General features: G+C 39.7%; 17 protein-coding genes. 9 read left to right on the top strand and 8 right to left on the bottom strand.

The features are described 5' to 3' along the window. Positions 1-252 precede the first annotated feature (252 nt). The gene (gene argR / locus AACV33_RS10730; protein WP_012549185.1) at positions 253-723 is read right to left on the bottom strand and encodes a transcriptional regulator ArgR; all 471 of its coding nucleotides are present in this window, start codon (positions 721-723) and stop codon (positions 253-255) included. A gap of 272 nt (positions 724-995) precedes the next feature. On the opposite strand from argR, the gene mdh reads away from it, so the two are divergent. After that, the gene (gene mdh, locus AACV33_RS10725; protein ID WP_182700202.1) at positions 996-1,931 is read left to right on the top strand and encodes a malate dehydrogenase; all 936 of its coding nucleotides are present in this window, start codon (positions 996-998) and stop codon (positions 1,929-1,931) included. 92 nt (positions 1,932-2,023) lie between these two features. Here mdh and ispB read toward each other — a convergent pair whose 3' ends face one another. Next, positions 2,024-2,995 carry an octaprenyl diphosphate synthase gene (ispB, locus tag AACV33_RS10720; RefSeq protein ID WP_017021529.1) on the bottom strand — a complete coding sequence of 324 codons (972 nt, stop codon included), beginning with the start codon at positions 2,993-2,995 and terminating at the stop codon, positions 2,024-2,026. Positions 2,996-3,271: 276 nt separating this feature from the next. Between ispB and rplU the strand changes: the two genes are divergently transcribed. The 7 genes from rplU to folA all read left to right on the top strand — a co-directional run bounded on the left by rplU (position 3,272) and on the right by folA (position 7,202). After that, on the top strand, positions 3,272-3,583 hold the full coding sequence (gene rplU / locus AACV33_RS10715; protein WP_012549188.1) for a 50S ribosomal protein L21: 312 nt from the start codon (positions 3,272-3,274) through the stop codon (positions 3,581-3,583). A gap of 17 nt (positions 3,584-3,600) precedes the next feature. Beyond that, positions 3,601-3,858 (top strand): 50S ribosomal protein L27, encoded by a 258-nt coding sequence (gene rpmA / locus AACV33_RS10710; protein ID WP_012549189.1) that lies wholly within the window; start codon positions 3,601-3,603, stop codon positions 3,856-3,858. 123 nt (positions 3,859-3,981) lie between these two features. Beyond that, positions 3,982-4,149, top strand: coding sequence for a hypothetical protein (locus AACV33_RS10705; RefSeq protein WP_023604396.1), 168 nt, complete (start codon positions 3,982-3,984; stop codon positions 4,147-4,149). Further along, complete coding sequence (gene cgtA / locus AACV33_RS10700; RefSeq protein ID WP_012549190.1) at positions 4,136-5,314, top strand: Obg family GTPase CgtA; 1,179 nt, start codon at positions 4,136-4,138, stop codon at positions 5,312-5,314. Before AACV33_RS10705 ends, cgtA begins: the two co-directional genes overlap by 14 nt. A 124-nt stretch (positions 5,315-5,438) precedes the next feature. Continuing rightward, positions 5,439-6,206 (top strand): threonine/serine exporter family protein, encoded by a 768-nt coding sequence (locus AACV33_RS10695; protein WP_065611982.1) that lies wholly within the window; start codon positions 5,439-5,441, stop codon positions 6,204-6,206. Beyond that, a complete protein-coding gene (locus tag AACV33_RS10690) occupies positions 6,206-6,697 on the top strand; it encodes a threonine/serine exporter family protein (protein WP_065611983.1) in 492 nt (163 codons plus the stop codon). Before AACV33_RS10695 ends, AACV33_RS10690 begins: the two co-directional genes overlap by 1 nt. Positions 6,698-6,722: 25 nt before the next feature. After that, positions 6,723-7,202, top strand: a complete 480-nt coding sequence (folA, locus tag AACV33_RS10685) for a type 3 dihydrofolate reductase (RefSeq protein ID WP_065611984.1) — start codon at positions 6,723-6,725, stop codon at positions 7,200-7,202. 210 nt (positions 7,203-7,412) lie between these two features. On the opposite strand, the gene AACV33_RS10680 is transcribed toward folA, so the two are convergent. The 5 genes from AACV33_RS10680 to lptD all read right to left on the bottom strand — a co-directional run bounded on the left by AACV33_RS10680 (position 7,413) and on the right by lptD (position 13,878). After that, complete coding sequence (locus AACV33_RS10680; protein WP_065611985.1) at positions 7,413-8,234, bottom strand: symmetrical bis(5'-nucleosyl)-tetraphosphatase; 822 nt, start codon at positions 8,232-8,234, stop codon at positions 7,413-7,415. A gap of 96 nt (positions 8,235-8,330) precedes the next feature. Then, positions 8,331-9,164 carry a 16S rRNA (adenine(1518)-N(6)/adenine(1519)-N(6))-dimethyltransferase RsmA gene (rsmA, locus tag AACV33_RS10675; protein WP_012549195.1) on the bottom strand — a complete coding sequence of 278 codons (834 nt, stop codon included), beginning with the start codon at positions 9,162-9,164 and terminating at the stop codon, positions 8,331-8,333. Further along, entirely contained in the window at positions 9,161-10,150 is a 990-nt protein-coding gene (gene pdxA / locus AACV33_RS10670; protein ID WP_083199086.1) for a 4-hydroxythreonine-4-phosphate dehydrogenase PdxA, read from the bottom strand. Before pdxA ends, rsmA begins: the two co-directional genes overlap by 4 nt. After that, positions 10,143-11,453, bottom strand: a complete 1,311-nt coding sequence (gene surA, locus AACV33_RS10665) for a peptidylprolyl isomerase SurA (protein ID WP_017021523.1) — start codon at positions 11,451-11,453, stop codon at positions 10,143-10,145. Before surA ends, pdxA begins: the two co-directional genes overlap by 8 nt. 70 nt (positions 11,454-11,523) lie before the next feature. Further along, positions 11,524-13,878 (bottom strand): LPS assembly protein LptD, encoded by a 2,355-nt coding sequence (lptD, locus tag AACV33_RS10660; RefSeq protein ID WP_017021522.1) that lies wholly within the window; start codon positions 13,876-13,878, stop codon positions 11,524-11,526. A 206-nt stretch (positions 13,879-14,084) separates the two neighbouring features. Between lptD and djlA the strand changes: the two genes are divergently transcribed. Beyond that, the gene (gene djlA / locus AACV33_RS10655; protein WP_012549199.1) at positions 14,085-14,936 is read left to right on the top strand and encodes a co-chaperone DjlA; all 852 of its coding nucleotides are present in this window, start codon (positions 14,085-14,087) and stop codon (positions 14,934-14,936) included. A gap of 23 nt (positions 14,937-14,959) precedes the next feature. Here the strand turns inward: djlA and AACV33_RS10650 are convergent, their stop codons facing one another. Further along, a complete protein-coding gene (locus AACV33_RS10650; protein WP_017021521.1) occupies positions 14,960-15,739 on the bottom strand; it encodes a DUF547 domain-containing protein in 780 nt (259 codons plus the stop codon). Positions 15,740-15,866 lie beyond the last annotated feature (127 nt).

Here is a 15,866-nt window from a genome sequence, read left to right as displayed (position 1 = left end):
CATATTCAAAGTGTTTTAAATTTCCTGTTACAGAAATGGCGTACGAATGATACCAAACTAATGCGAGTATTTTAAAACTGTGTTAATTAAAAACTATCAAAAGTGTGAAATAAACAACTATTGATAGCTTTGACTGTTTATATTGCGTATTTATTTAACAATCTAATGACTAGATTGAAGGGGGAGTGAAGAAAAAGAGGAGAGCTAAAGATCACGTTTATAAATTAAAGGTGATCTTTTGTGAGGGTTTATTTAGATGCTGTATTCAAAAAGGTCACAGACTGAATCAAATAACGTTTTAATTTCGATGTTACGCGTAGGAGTGATAAAAATAGTATCATCACCAGCAACTACGCCTAAAATACCTTCGGCTTTTCCTAGGGAATCTAATAAACGAGCAATTAATTGAGCAGCACCTGGGCCGGTATGGATAACCACTAATGCACTGTTGTAATCAACGTCCATAACCAGTTCACGTAGAGAACTAGAAACCGTTGGAACGCCTAACTCTATTGGTAGGCAGTAGACCATTTCCATTTTTGCATTACGTGTGCGTACGGCCCCGAACTTAGTGAGCATTCGAGATACTTTTGATTGATTGATATTGTCAAAACCTGATATACGAAGGGCATCGACAATTTCACCTTGGGAACCAAATCGCTCTGCTTTTAGAATCGATTTAAATTCTTTAACTAGTCGTTCTTGTTTTTCATTATTTCGCATGCTGTTTTGATTCTTTTTGCAATAATTCTTACTATTCTCGCATAAATATTTAACTATCGGCAAATCAAAACGTCGTTTTTGTGAATAATTACCGATGTTATATTTATATAATAGATAGAGAATTTGTAGCACGGATCGTATGTCATTGCGTAAGGTCGCAAAGCGAAGCGAATAGCATTGAATTTCATTTGAGCTTGCTATAACGTCACTTTTAGTTTGAAAATAAATTAATAATAAAAAAATATACCTCTACTACCTCAAGGAGAACGAACATGAAAGTTGCTGTTATTGGCGCCGCTGGAGGCATCGGACAAGCATTAGCATTACTTCTTAAGAATCGATTACCAGCCGGCTCGGATCTTGCTCTTTATGATATTGCACCAGTAACCCCTGGGGTTGCTGCGGATCTTAGTCATATCCCAACACCAGTTTCAATTAAAGGGTATTGCGGAGAAGATCCAACACCAGCACTTGAAGGCGCTGATGTTGTTTTAATTTCTGCTGGTGTTGCTCGTAAGCCAGGAATGGATCGTTCAGATCTTTTCAATATTAATGCGGGTATTGTTAAGTCATTGGCTGAAAAAATTGCAGTGACTTGTCCAAAGGCATGCATTGGTATTATTACTAACCCTGTTAATACAACCGTGGCAATTGCTGCTGAAGTATTAAAAAAAGCAGGGGTATACGATAAAAATAAATTGTTTGGCGTAACCACACTGGATGTGATCCGTTCAGAGACGTTTGTCGCTGAGTTAAAAGGTAAAAATCCAGGAGAGATCCGTGTTCCTGTTATTGGTGGGCATTCTGGTGTTACGATTCTTCCTCTGCTTTCACAAGTTGAGGGTGTTGAGTTCACCGCTGAAGAAGTGGCAGCATTAACACCGCGCATTCAAAATGCAGGAACGGAAGTTGTGGAAGCTAAAGCCGGTGGCGGTTCTGCGACACTTTCAATGGGCCAAGCGGCATGTCGCTTTGGTTTATCACTAGTAAAAGCGCTTAGTGGTGAGAAAGGGGTTGTAGAATGTGCGTATGTTGAAGGCAATGGTGAACACGCTCGTTTCTTCGCGCAACCAATTCTTCTTGGTAAAAATGGTGTTGAAGAGATTCAACACTATGGCGAATTAACTACTTTTGAACAAGATGCACTAGATAGCATGCTAGATACGTTAAAAGCGGATATTAAAATTGGCGAAGAATTTATTAAGTAAATTCTTAATGCATACGTAGATATCTTTAAATAGAAAAGGGCTGATACTTATTAAAAGTATCAGCCCTTTTATTTTATCTTGATATAAAAGCCTTATTTGCTGCGTTTAACAGCAAGATGAGCAAGTGCTTTTAATGCTTCTTTGTATTCAGATTCTGGAATAATAGAAAGTTCAGCGATTGCTTTGTCCGCTTCTTCATCTGCTTTTTGTTTTGTATATTCTAGTGAACCCACTTCTTTCATACAGGCTAAAATAGGATCGAGTTTATCCAGTCCATTACCTTGCTCTATAGCATGACGGATCATTGCTGCTTGCTCAGCGTTACCGTTGTTCATGGCATGTAATAAAGGAAGTGTTGGTTTGCCTTCTGCGAGATCATCGCCAACGTTTTTACCCATGTCTTCGCCGTCAGAGGTGTAATCCATGACATCATCGATAAGTTGAAAAGCGGTACCAAGATATTTACCGTAATTCTGTAAAGCCGTTTCTATTTCTGGTGATGCATTATTTAGGATCGCGCCGATCTGCGTCGCTGCTTCAAATAAACGTGCAGTCTTAGAATAGATCACTTGCATGTAGCTTTCTTCAGTTGTATTAGGATCATTGCAGTTCATTAATTGAAGCACTTCACCTTCTGCGATCACATTGACGGATTCACTCATTAAGCTAAGGATCTTTATTGATCCTAAGCTCGTCATCATTTGGAATGAACGAGTGTAGATAAAGTCACCAACAAGTACACTAGCGGCATTACCAAATTCAGCATTCGCAGTGGCTTTACCACGACGCATATCTGATTCATCAACAACATCATCATGAAGTAATGTTGCCGTATGAATAAATTCAATAAAGGCGGCTGCCATTGTGTGGTCTTTACCTTCGTATCCAAGTGCTTTTGCAGATAAAATGGCAAGAACTGGGCGCAGACGTTTACCGCCTCCACTTACAATGTAAAAACCAAGTTGGTTGATAAGCGCAACATCAGAATTTAGTTGTGCCAAGATGGTTTCATTTACGATTGCCATGTCATCAGCCGTGAGGGCTTGGATAGCTTTAAAATCCATTATTATTCCAGCAAGGTTAGGGCCTAAGTCAGGCTTAAATGTAATAAGTGATTAAACAAATAATACACTAAAGTAGGGTAGGCAATACAGTCGAAAATTACCTCCTTATTGCTTATTGAGTATGTCGGCGATCTTTTCATCATTTTTCTTCATTTTTGGGTTGTCAGATTGAAATCATTCGCGTAGAATCCGGACCCTATTGATGACAAGTTTAACGCACACCTAAATTGTTGAGTAAACAAAATATATGGTAGTGCGAAAGTAGCGGAGTAAAATATGTACGCTGTTTTCCAATCTGGTGGTAAACAACACCGTGTAAGTGAAGGTCAAACTCTTCGCTTGGAAAAATTAGACGTTGAGACTGGCGCAACAGTTGATTTCGACAACGTTCTTATGATTGCTAACGGTGAAGAAATCACTGTTGGTGCACCTCTAGTAGCTGGCGGTAAAGTAACTGCGGAAGTAGTTCAGCACGGTCGTGGCGATAAAGTTAAAATCGTTAAGTTCCGTCGTCGTAAGCATTCTCGTAAGCAACAGGGCCATCGTCAATGGTTCACTGAAGTCAGAATCACTGGCATCAGCGCTTAATTTAAGGAGAATAAAAAATGGCACATAAAAAAGCTGGCGGTTCTACTCGTAACGGCCGCGATTCAGAAAGTAAACGTCTTGGTGTTAAGCGTTTCGGTGGCGAATCTGTTCTTGCAGGTAACATCATCGTTCGTCAACGTGGTACTAAATTCCACGCTGGTACTAACGTAGGCATCGGTAAAGACCATACTCTTTTCGCTCTATCTGAAGGTAAAGTGAAGTTTGAAGTTAAAGGTCCTAAAAACCGTAAATTCGTTTCTATCGACGCTGAATAATCGTTTTTAAAAACTAATTTTAAAAGCCCTGCCACCTGGCGGGGCTTTTTATTTATGGATAGTCACCAGTTAACTATTTTGTCGTTTATACTTCTTTTAGGTTGGTATAACTAATGAGTTTAAATGCTAGAATACTTACCTAGTGACTATATTGATATATTACGTAACGTAAAGATCATTGACGATCCACTCTCACCATATCATTTTGGTCTACAGTTAATAAGCCAACCGTACCCAATAATGACAAGAGTATTTACGCTACAGCTCGGAGAAGAAAATGAAATTCGTTGATGAAGCGACAATTAAAGTAGATGCAGGCGACGGCGGTAACGGTACTGTTAGTTTTTGGCGTGAAAAATTCGTAGCTAAAGGCGGCCCTGATGGCGGCGATGGCGGCGATGGTGGTGATGTTTACCTAGAAGCTGATGAAAACCTAAATACCCTAATCGATTACCGTTTTAACCGTTTCTATGATGCTGAGCGTGGTAAAAATGGTGGTGGTACGAATAGTACTGGCCGACGTGGTGAAGATATTACATTGAAAGTACCTGTTGGTACGCGCGCTATCGATATTGATACTGGCGAGAAAGTTGCAGAGCTAATGGCTCACGGTATGAAGATCATGGTAGCTAAAGGCGGCTGGCATGGTTTAGGTAATACTCGTTTTAAATCATCAGTTAACCGTGCTCCTCGTCAAAAGACAATGGGAACAAAGGGTGAAGTTCGTGAACTTCGTCTAGAGCTTCTTCTTCTTGCTGATGTTGGTATGCTTGGCTTGCCAAATGCGGGTAAATCAACGTTTATTCGTGCAGTATCTGCAGCAAAACCAAAAGTAGCTGATTATCCGTTTACGACGCTTATCCCTAGTTTAGGTGTAGTACGTGCTCGTGGTAATAAGAGTTTTGTTATTGCTGATATTCCTGGTCTGATTGAAGGTGCTGCTGAAGGTGCCGGTCTTGGTGTTCGTTTCTTGAAGCACCTTGAGCGTTGTCGTGTATTGCTTCACGTGATCGATATTCTTCCTATTGATGGCAGTGATCCTGTTCAAAATGCCCTAACGATCATTGATGAGTTAGAGCGATACAGTGAGAAAGTAGCTGGAAAACCTCGTTGGTTATTGTTTAACAAAACGGATCTCTTACTTGAAGCTGAAGCCGATGAGAAGATCGCAGAGATCCTTGAAGCATTAGCTTGGGAAGGCGCTCACTTCAAAATTGCTGCGGTAAGCCGTACAGGTACTCAAGAAGTGTGTAATGAACTTTCTGACTTTATGGATACGTTACCTAAAGAAATCATGACAGATGAAGAAAAAGCGGCGCTTAAAGTCGACTTCATGTGGGATGATTATCATAAAGACGCAATGTCTGGTAAAAACGTGGTTACTGAAGACGGTGACGACGATGATGATTGGGATGACGAAGAAGATGATGGTCACGTTATCTATGCCCGTGATTAAGTCTTAATCAAGACAATTATTATAAAAAACCGCACTTGTTGCGGTTTTTTTTATTTAAGTCATTAAAAGTAAGAAGAGAAAAGATTAGAATCATTTTATATTAAGTTATTTATTGCGAATTCAAATGGAAGAACAGCAAAGGGAAATATCACGTTTAGTGGCTAAGGCAGGACAAATGTTACTTCAGCATGGCGCTGAAAGCAGCTTAGTTTCAGATGTGAGCCGACGGTTAGGGATTGCAGTTGGGGCTGATGAGGTTGAAATATCATTATCAGCCAGTTCGTTGGTAATAACGACAGTAATAAATGAACATTGCGTGACGACGGCGAGAAGAGCGCCTGATCGCGGTATTAATATGAGAGCAATAACGGAAATACAACGGATATGCATTATGTCCGAAAAAGGGTTATTAGATCGTCATGAAGCGACTCATAAGTTAAATAATATTAGTCCTGAACGTTACAATCGTTGGTTAGTTGTCGTTATGATTGGATTGTCTTGCGCGAGCTTTAGTCGCTTAGCTGGTGGAGATTGGCCTGTTTTTATGATGACATTTTTGGCCTCTTCTTTGGGCATGATTGTTCGTCAAGAAATCGGACACCGACATTTCAATCCTTTACTTAACTTTGGTATTACAGCCTTTGTTACTACGCTTATTTCTTCTCAAGCGGTTATTTATCATATAGGTAATACGCCTTTTCTTGCCATGGCATCCTCTGTTTTGATGCTCGTTCCTGGTTTTCCATTGATCAACGCGGTTGCTGATATGGTGAAAGGTTACGTTAATATGGGTATTGCACGTTGGACATTTGCGACTTTACTTACTTTGGCGACCAGTATTGGCATTGTAGGTGCAATGAATTTAGTCGGCGTGTGGGGGTGGATTGACTAATGGATAATATAACTATGCAGTCTATTTTTGAATTATTCCTCGCCTTATTGAATGACATGTTTTTTGCAATGATCCCCGCGATCGGTTTTGCTTTAGTTTTTAATGTGCCAGTGAAAGCATTAAAATATTGTGCGATTGGTGGTGCCATTGGGCATGGAACTCGATTTTTATTAATGCATTATGGCGCACCATTAGAGTGGGCTACATTATGTGCAGCAACAGTGGTGGGTATGATTGGTGTTCATTGGTCACATCGTTTTTTAGCTCACCCTAAAGTTTTTACTGTCGCGGCATTAATTCCAATGATCCCCGGTGTTTTTGCTTTTAAGGCGATGATTGCGGTTGTTGAGATAAATCACTTAGGATACTCTCCTGAATTGTGGGCTCTGATGATCGATAATTTAATTAAAACCTTATTTACGATTGCAGCACTAGCGATTGGGTTAGCGATGCCTGGTTTGCTTTTTTATCGAAGAAAATCAATCGTATAAATAAAATTAATGAGAAGGAAATTCAGTGAAAGTTAGTATGATTGCGGCAATGGCGAAGAATCGAATTATTGGTATTGATAATACAATGCCATGGCATTTACCCGCTGATTTTATGTGGTTTAAAAAATCGACAATGGGGAAGCCAATCGTAATGGGGCGTAAAACTTATGAATCCATTGGTCGTCCATTACCGGGTCGTTTAAATATCGTATTAAGTCGTGATGAGAATTTAAATATTGAGGGGGTAACTTGTGTTACTTCAATCAATGATGCGAAAACGGCAGCAGGCGATATTGAAGAACTAATGATCATTGGTGGTGGCTCTATCTATAAAGCGTGTTTACCTGATGCTGATACTCTTTATCTTACCTTTATTGATGCTGATATTGATGGAGATACTCAATTCCCTGATTGGGGAGAGGGGTGGAACCAGACGCATTCTGAGATGTATTTGAAAGATGAAAAGAATCAGTACGATATGGAATTTGTGGTGTTAGAAAGGTAAGAGTAGGACGAACTTCGTTCTAAAGGGCGCTTCGCTTAAGGAGGCTGCGCCCTGAGGAATAAAAGCAAAGAGAAAAGCAGGTTTCAGGAGCTCTCGCTTTTGAGCTTCTTACCCCTCAAACAACTTGTTGCGTCTTATAGCGAAGCGCTCTCAAGGCGAAGCCGTCTATCTTTTGCTTTTATAGTCTCTAGTTAGCGAAGCGTATAGTTTCTAGCTTATCGCCTTTTGTGTGAAATATTGTCCATCATCGACTCGATACATCGTCATATATTCCCCCCAGACACAGCCTGTATCTAATGCTATTACGCCATTGTTTTCATAACCCATCAATGCAGCCCAATGACCAAAAATCACAGTGTGAGAAAGAGGGCGTCGAGAGTTAAGATCAAACCACGGAATTAGTTTTTCTTTATCGTCTGAAGATAATTCTTGTGGTGGCTGTTTGCATTCCATATCTAGACGTCCGTCTGGGTAACAGAAACGCATACGTGTAAACGCGTTAATTATGTAACGATAACGGTTTATACCAGTAAGATCGCTTTGCCATAAATCAGGTTGATTCTCATACATGTTTTCTAATAACCATACCCATTTGTCAGAAACTAAAACAGATTCAATTTCACGAGCGCATTCAGTGGCAGTTTCTATATTCCACTGCGGAGAGATCCCAGCATGAGTCATGACAATATTATGCTGAGCGTGAGTCGCTAATAATGGTTGATGGCGTAGCCAAGTAAGTAATTCTTCACTATCAGGCGCGGTAAAAATAGGGGCCGTTTTATCTTTTTCTTTTATGCGTGAAATACCTTGAGATACCGCGAGCAGATGAAGATCATGATTGCCAAGAATGGTCACGGCGGATTTATCTAATGATTTTACAAAGCGAAGAGTTTCTAAAGATTTTGGTCCACGAGCAACAAGATCTCCAGTTAACCAAAGTTGATCTTTTTCTTTATCAAAGCTGACCTGATCGAGTAACAACAATAGTTCGTCTAGACAGCCTTGAATATCGCCAACAAAATAGGTCGCCATGAATATTTCCTTTCATCAATATGGGAGTAGATAGAAAAAAGGTGACAATGAAGTCACCTTTTATTTTACTGTGTTCGTTAATGATGAACCACTAAGTTAAGCCGATTCTGTTGATTCAGCTTGGTAGTTGTCATTCAACCAGTTTGCCATGATAACAAACTGCTCTAACGTTAAGTTTTCAGGACGATGGGAAGGATTAACACCTAATGCTTCCAATTGTTCTTTTGTTAATAGTGCTTTGAAACAGTTTCGTACTGTTTTGCGGCGTTGGTTGAAGCCTTCACGACATACGCGGTCAAGCCATTTTAAGTTCTTCGCTGGGAACGGAAGTACCTCATAAGGCACTAGACGAACGACGGCAGAATCAACCTTCGGTGGCGGAACAAATGCTGTTGGTGGCACTTCAAGTACAGGCATTACCTTACAGTAATACTGAGCCATTACTGTTAGGCGGCCATAAGCTTTAGTCCCTGGACCTGCCGCTAGGCGGTTAACCACTTCTTTTTGTAGCATAAAGTGCATATCTTGTATGTCTTTATGAAATTCAAAAAGGTGGAACATTAATGGTGTAGAGATGTTATATGGCAAGTTACCAAAAATACGTAATTTATTGCCTTCTTGAATAAGCTGCGTGAAGTCGAAGCGCATTGCATCGCCTTCATAAATGGTTAATTTACTGCCCAATTCAGGGTGAGTACGTAAACGAGCGGCTAAATCACGGTCAAGTTCGATAACAGTAAATTTGTCTATTTCACGGCCAACAGGCTCAGTGATTGCCCCAAGACCTGGACCAATTTCTACAAGGTTTTGACCTGGCAGAGGGTTGATTGCAGATACGATTCCATCGATTACGTAAGGGTCGTTTAAGAAGTTTTGACCAAAGCGTTTCTTCGCTTTATGGCCTAAATGGACATCATTTCTTGTACTCATTTATTTTCTACCAGTTCAATTGCATGGGTAAGTGCGGTAATAAAGCTTCCTGCATCTGCTTTTCCAGTACCCGCTAATTCCAATGCAGTACCGTGGTCTACGGAAGTTCGGATAAAAGGCAAACCTAATGTAATGTTCACCGACTTTCCAAATCCTTTAAATTTTAACACAGGAAGCCCTTGATCGTGATACATCGCGAGCACGGCATCAGCTTCTTGTAAGTATTTATCTTGAAATAACGTGTCAGCGGGCAAAGGACCAATAAGGTTCATGCTTTCTTTTTCACGTAAATCATTTAGTGCGGGTGTAATGATATCAATTTCTTCACGACCAAGACAGCCATCTTCACCTGCATGTGGGTTTAAACCACAGACAAAAATAGCTGGATTAGTGATGCCAAACTTAGTGATTAAATCTTGATGTAAGATTCGAATAACTTGTTTTAATCGGTCATCAGTAATTGCTTTAGCGACATAAGCCAAAGGTATGTGAGTAGTTACTAACGCAACACGAAGTCCTTCTGTTGCTAGCATCATTACAACTTGTTGTGTATTCGATAATTCGGCAAAGAACTCGGTATGACCACTAAAAGCAACACCTGCACGATTAATTACCCCTTTGTGTACTGGGCCGGTAACTACGGCATCAAACTCACCATCCATATTACCTTGAGCGGCGCGCGTTAGGGTTTCTAATACATAGTGACCATTCGCTTCGTTTAACTCGCCAGCAATAACATCTGTGCCTAATTCAATGTTATCTACAATTAATGTCCCAGCACGATGAGATTTTACGGGTGTATTTACATCGTAGTTTTCAATATTAATTGATAACTTTAATTGTTTTGCTCTTTGTTCTAATGCCGTTCGATTACCACAGATAACCAATTGATGAGGCCAATCTTGTTGAGCAATAGAAAGAACAAGATCAGGGCCGATGCCCGCGGGTTCTCCCGGTGTGATTGCTATGCGTTTTATATTATTCATTTTCATCACTGTCATCATTATCTTGCAGGATTTCGACATAAGCACTCGCTCTGATTTCTTGTAACCAAGCGCCTGACTCTTCGTTAAACTTGCGATTCATTAGAATTCGATAAGCTTTGTTTTTCATCGCAGCATCAGTTCTATCAACTTGGCGACGCTCTAATACTTCAGCAATATGCCAACCATGAACTGTTTTAAATGGCTTACTTATTTGACCAACAGGTAGAGTTTCAACTTGATGTTTAAATTCTGGAACATATAGGTCTGGAGTCTGGAAACCTAATTCCCCATTTGCGGCTGCTGAACCTGGATCTTGGCTATAACGTTGAGCCATCGCGGCAAATGTTTCTTTTCCTGATGCTATATCTGAAGTGATTTGGTTCAATAGTCGCTCTGCACCTTCATCACTCATTATAACCGATGTTTTAACTAAGATATGACGAGCGTTTACTTCAGTAACAGCAACGGTCTCTAGGCCTTTTACATCGTCAATCTTTATAATATGAAAACCAACACCAGAGCGGAATGGGCCAATGATGCTGCTTTTTCCTTGACCTGTAATTTGATCAGCAAAAATCGTTGGCATTTCTTCTTTTCTCATCCAACCCCAATCACCGCCTTGCAGTGCTTTTGGTCCTTTTGAATAGGTGTACGCCATTGTTGCAAAATCAGCGCCTTGTTTTAAGCGTTCAGTCAGTTCTTGAGCTTGTTTTTCTAGAGCTTCTTTTTCTGCTTGAGTGGCACCATCAGTACGCAATTGAATATGGCTGATTTTGTATTGGACTGTCGCTTGAGTTTCTTCCGAAAGTAACAGAGCAAGGCTTTCTACTTCTTGAGGTAGAATATTAATACGACGACGAACTTGTGCATTACGAGCTTCACTTGCTGCAATTTCTTTACGAATTTGTTCGCGGAAGTCGGCATAAGCGAGGCCTTGAGAGGCCGCTTTTTGTTGTAACTGCGCCAAGGTCATTTTGTTGTCTTTTGCTATATTGTTTAATGCTTCTTCTAAACGAGTATCGTCAATACGAATACCCATTTTTTCCGCTTGTTGACTTTGAATGGTATCAAGAATCAATTTTTCTAATACTTGTTCACGCAGCACGCTTTCTTCAGGTAACGGTTGTCCTTTTTCTTGAGCATTGATTTTTACTGTTTTTAATGAAGTTTCAATATCACTTTGTAATACAACGCCTTCATCTACAATGGCAATAACGCGGTCAAGCTCTACGGGAGCGGCATGTACATTTATTGTCAGTATTAGTAATAAACTGCTAATAAATGGAATTTTCCAGTTTTTCATAGTGTCATCCAAGAGTGTATAGAGAGTTAACGATAGCGATATCCGTTAGCGTTAACTCGTGTCCCTATAATTAATTATTTAAATAGAATGGGCGACCATAGCCTAACGCATTGGTTGCTGTGCCTGATGTAATACCCGTATTGGTGCCTAAACCTCGAATCGCAATAGAAAGCATTAAGTTACTTTCATATTCTGGTTCATAACTACCAATAGAACCGGAGGTTTCTGGTGCAATTAACTGATCACTATAAGTTAAACCAAATGACCAACAGTCACTTAGGTAAGTTGCACCGACGAGAGCTTCAAGCATGTAGTCTTCTTTTGTATCATGAAAATATTGTGCTTGGAGCTGCCAGCTATTACTGATGTTGTACTGCGTTAAGAACCCTGCTTGGTAAATGCCATGTTGAGTTATTTTATCTAGGTCATCTTGAAAGTTTACGTTACTTTCGATGTAGTTTTTACTTACATAACGATAGTTAAGCTGAACATAACCATTGCTGTGTCGGTATTCTATGGTGCTGTTTGCAACCTGTAGCTCGTCCACATTAGAGTCGTATTGAATACCACCATGGTAGAAAAGATAATCATCGTAGTTGAAATCACTTTCTATCGCCCATGCCGATGAATTTTTATCATCGCCTTCATTTGAAGTGCCAGATCCATTCATGTATAGGATTTGACCAAATGAGATGTTCATTCGCTCTTTGTAAGCATCATCATAAAAACGAGACGTTGCCCCAATACTGAATTGATTTGCTGCCGCAATATAATCAACACCACTGTATTGGCGATCTCTAAATAAACCATAGTAATCTAACTGAAGTTTACTACTGTCGTAACCACCTTCACCGGTACCACCATAAATATCACTTTGATCGACTTCTGGTACATATAAATACTGTATTTTCGGTTCTAATGTTTGTAAGTATTCACCTAAGAATTTATGCGTGCTGTCTAAATAGATAGCACCATTGATACGGACTTCTGGAATAGTTCGGTCAGTTTCTGCCGCTAAATCAGATAGTGACGGATCTTTTGTTGCGTCAAATTCTTGGGTGTAATAAGTATAAAGTAAGCTCGTTTCAGGTGTTAATGACCACCAAGTCCCACTTAATGGTAAGCTTAATTTAGGTTCCATGTGAACACGAGTGGCTGACGGCTTTGTTGGATCATCAGTCTCAAATTTACTTATATGGCTATTTAAATTGAAATCGAATTCATTATAAAACTGAGGTGCGTAATAGTTAAATTCCATTTGCGGCATCAAGCGGTATGGATAACTATTGTCGACAAGGACTTGGAAATCACGAACACGCATCGTTAAATCCCAATCTTGAGTTCGGTAAGAGACCTCACCAGATTGCTGCAATTGACCTTCGTCACGCGTACCAATGCTAGAGTTTAAATCTTGGAAATAAGTAATATCACTGACTTGTGAGTATTCAACTTCAAATTTCCAGTTTTGTTTATAAATGCCTGAGTGATTCCAGCTTGCTCCCCAACGAGCGCCTTTTTCTTTGTATTTCGCATCATCGCCGAGGTATTCTGCATCGATTTCGCCAGAACCAAAATCGGTTAAATAACGGAAATTCCCTTCTAATTGGGTACCACGTTTTTCCATGTAATTAATGGTGGTTGTTGCATCGTAGTTTGGGGCAATATTCCAATAGATTGGAACGGATAATTCAAATCCATTTTTACTGTCTAAACCTGCACTTGGAATTAACACCCCTGTTTTACGGGTATCACCGACGGGCACGGTTATATATGGAAGATATAAAATAGGCACATCAAGAATTTCAAAGCGAGCATTGTAGAATGTTGCCCATTCATCAGATTGATCTAATTCGATATCACTGGCTTTAAAGCGCCAACTTTTATCACCGGCAGGACAGGTAGTAAATGAGGCATCTTCTAATTGATAAATAGCTTGCCCTGTTTTTAATACACGGCTAGCAGTACCACGAATAGGCTGACAAGACATTTTATATGATGTATTGATCATCGTGGTGTCTTCGGTGTTTAAATCCGTTGTGACTTTATCTGACTTTGATCTCATGTCCATGCTTGAGTAATCAACATTACCTTCGGCTATGGCGATGTTTTCTTGTTGGTGCAATGTAATATTGTCCGCTTTTATTTCTTGGCGTCCTTTTATGACATGCACATTACCTTTATAGGTGGCTTTTGAGTTATTATGAGCTTCAACACTGTCTGCTTGAATTAATACAGGCTGTTGATCTTCTTCCTCTTTTGACATCTTTACAGGGACTTGACAAGAATTCACTGCATCAGTTTTCAAAGGGAAAATAATATTGTTTTCTGGAGGTATGGATTGGCCTGCATCATCAGCAATGGCAGGGGATCCATAAAGAAGGCATCCAGTAAATGAAGCAAGTAAGCTGCGAGAGGTAAAAGACATCGAGTTAGACGTTCCTGTTTGTTATATTAATCCGCTGATATACTCAAAGATACTAGATAGAGATAATCCTTTATAATAAAGCAAAAGCTATGCCCAAACCACCTTAAGATGTCGATATCATCTATTATAGGTTGTAAAGTAAGCGGTTGCATTTGCTCATTGTGTGACAGAGTAAAAATAGAATAATTCATTAATTGGAATATAAAATGCAAATATTTGGCAAAATATTAGGTGGTTTTTTTGGATTCTTATTTGGCGGCTTCTTTGGTGCTGCTTTAGGGGTGTTCATTGGCCATCAATTTGATAAAGCAAAACGAATGGCAAACAGTGGTTTTACATTCCAAACGGGTGGAGCATCACAAACAGAGAAACAAGCAGAGTTTTTTCATGCTGCTTTTGCTGTTATGGGGCACGTTGCTAAAGCAAAAGGGCAAGTAACAGCACAAGAAATCCAGCTCGCTTCTATGATGATGGAGCGTATGAACTTAAGTACTGCTCAAAAGAAAGAAGCACAAGAAGCGTTCATTGAAGGCAAAGAAAACAATTTTCCATTAAGAGAAACATTACAAAAAATCCGTTCTATTACGGGTGGTCGTTATGATTTATTGCAGTTCTTTTTGGAATTACAAATTGCATCGGCTCTTGCGGATGGCGATATTCATCCGAGTGAAAGAGATATTTTACACATTGTTGCAGAAGAGCTTGGTTTCAGTGCCGCGCAACTTGAAAAACGTTTAAAAATGCAAGAGGCCGCTTTTCGTTTTCAACAAGGCGGTGGTTTTTCTGGTCAGCAGAGTGGGTCACATCAAAGCAATGGGCAGTGGCAAAAAGCAAGTTCTGCGAATCAGTTGAAGGACGCTTATAATTTATTAGGGGTTAGTGAAGATGCTGATGCTAAAGCGATTAAACGTGCGCATCGTAAATTAATGAATGAACATCACCCAGATAAGTTAGTGGCTAAAGGTTTACCACCTGAAATGATGAACATGGCAAAAGAAAAAGCACAAGAAATCCAAGGTGCCTACGATTTAATTAAGAAAGCAAAAGGGATTAAATAACCCCTTTCTTTTAATTTACACTATTATTGTTTATTAAGCTTCCAATCGTAGTCATAACTGATATCGCCTTTGAATGGTTCTAATTCTGGGCGATATTTTTTTAAGTGTTTAAATAGTTCTGCTTGGGTTCCAAAATCGACACTAAACCAGTCATAAATAGAAGAGAGCTGCACTTTTCCTGTCCCAATATAAAGACCTTTTTTACTGTTAATAAATTCGGTTGCGGCTTTATCCAATAAACGATCACGGTTTCTAGAGGTAAAGGCTTTTTGTTGTAAATTAGGGCAGCCAAAGCTGGCGCAATTTACGGCGTAGTGAGTTCTAGGATCATTCCAAATAGGACGAAGAATTCGATGCTCAATGTCGTTTAAGGTTAGGGTTTTACCTGCAACGGTAACCACGTTTTCATCCCAAGGACCAAAGCTAAATAATCCTCCGAGTTTAGTTATTGACTTAATTGGGTAGTTATCCAAAATAATTTTTACGGTGATGGCGTTATACAGATTCACCCAATACGCATATTGTTCTGCTTTTTTATATTCTCTTGGATCAATACGGCGCATTTGACGTAAATAACTGTTTAGTGTTCGTTCATCGGCGTCGGTTACATTGGCGTAATCAAAAAGTGTGTACTCCCCTTCAGCCACGACGTATTTGTCGAGTGTTTGTTGCCAGTATTGGTGTGAAATTGTCGTTGGGTTGTTTTCGTTACTAATATTCCAATAGTCCCACAACTCAGATTTTGGTGCGGCAAAAGAATGGAACGAGAAAAGCAAAAGTAATGAGGAAATAAGGATTTTCATAAAAAGGTACCTGACTTTTGTTTTAGGTGTGTGTTTATTATAGATGACTCTATTTTATAGACAAAAAAGAGGTTGATACGTTCATATCAACCTCTCATCATTTCCTGAATCCTGAATCCTGAATCCT

The organism is Aliivibrio sp. SR45-2 (assembly GCF_963890165.1).
In the GTDB taxonomy this organism is placed as follows: domain Bacteria; phylum Pseudomonadota; class Gammaproteobacteria; order Enterobacterales; family Vibrionaceae; genus Aliivibrio; species Aliivibrio salmonicida.
The sequence above is the reverse complement of the archived record's forward strand: the minus strand, read 5'-3'. Positions and strand labels throughout refer to the sequence as shown.

Bases quoted from the DNA above. Each gene is read 5' to 3' on its own strand.
- lptD (WP_017021522.1), bottom strand. From the start codon at position 13,878: ATGTCTTTTACCTCTCGCAGCTTACTTGCTTCATTTACTGGATGCCTT.
- AACV33_RS10650 (WP_017021521.1), bottom strand. From the start codon at position 15,739: ATGAAAATCCTTATTTCCTCATTACTTTTGCTTTTCTCGTTCCATTCT.
- AACV33_RS10695 (WP_065611982.1), top strand. From the start codon at position 5,439: ATGGAAGAACAGCAAAGGGAAATATCACGTTTAGTGGCTAAGGCAGGA.
- mdh (WP_182700202.1), top strand. From the start codon at position 996: ATGAAAGTTGCTGTTATTGGCGCCGCTGGAGGCATCGGACAAGCATTA.
- cgtA (WP_012549190.1), top strand. From the start codon at position 4,136: ATGAAATTCGTTGATGAAGCGACAATTAAAGTAGATGCAGGCGACGGC.
- AACV33_RS10690 (WP_065611983.1), top strand. From the start codon at position 6,206: ATGGATAATATAACTATGCAGTCTATTTTTGAATTATTCCTCGCCTTA.
- djlA (WP_012549199.1), top strand. From the start codon at position 14,085: ATGCAAATATTTGGCAAAATATTAGGTGGTTTTTTTGGATTCTTATTT.
- rpmA (WP_012549189.1), top strand. From the start codon at position 3,601: ATGGCACATAAAAAAGCTGGCGGTTCTACTCGTAACGGCCGCGATTCA.
- surA (WP_017021523.1), bottom strand. From the start codon at position 11,453: ATGAAAAACTGGAAAATTCCATTTATTAGCAGTTTATTACTAATACTG.
- AACV33_RS10680 (WP_065611985.1), bottom strand. From the start codon at position 8,234: ATGGCGACCTATTTTGTTGGCGATATTCAAGGCTGTCTAGACGAACTA.
- rplU (WP_012549188.1), top strand. From the start codon at position 3,272: ATGTACGCTGTTTTCCAATCTGGTGGTAAACAACACCGTGTAAGTGAA.
- ispB (WP_017021529.1), bottom strand. From the start codon at position 2,995: ATGGATTTTAAAGCTATCCAAGCCCTCACGGCTGATGACATGGCAATC.
- AACV33_RS10705 (WP_023604396.1), top strand. From the start codon at position 3,982: ATGCTAGAATACTTACCTAGTGACTATATTGATATATTACGTAACGTA.
- pdxA (WP_083199086.1), bottom strand. From the start codon at position 10,150: ATGAATAATATAAAACGCATAGCAATCACACCGGGAGAACCCGCGGGC.
- rsmA (WP_012549195.1), bottom strand. From the start codon at position 9,164: ATGAGTACAAGAAATGATGTCCATTTAGGCCATAAAGCGAAGAAACGC.
- argR (WP_012549185.1), bottom strand. From the start codon at position 723: ATGCGAAATAATGAAAAACAAGAACGACTAGTTAAAGAATTTAAATCG.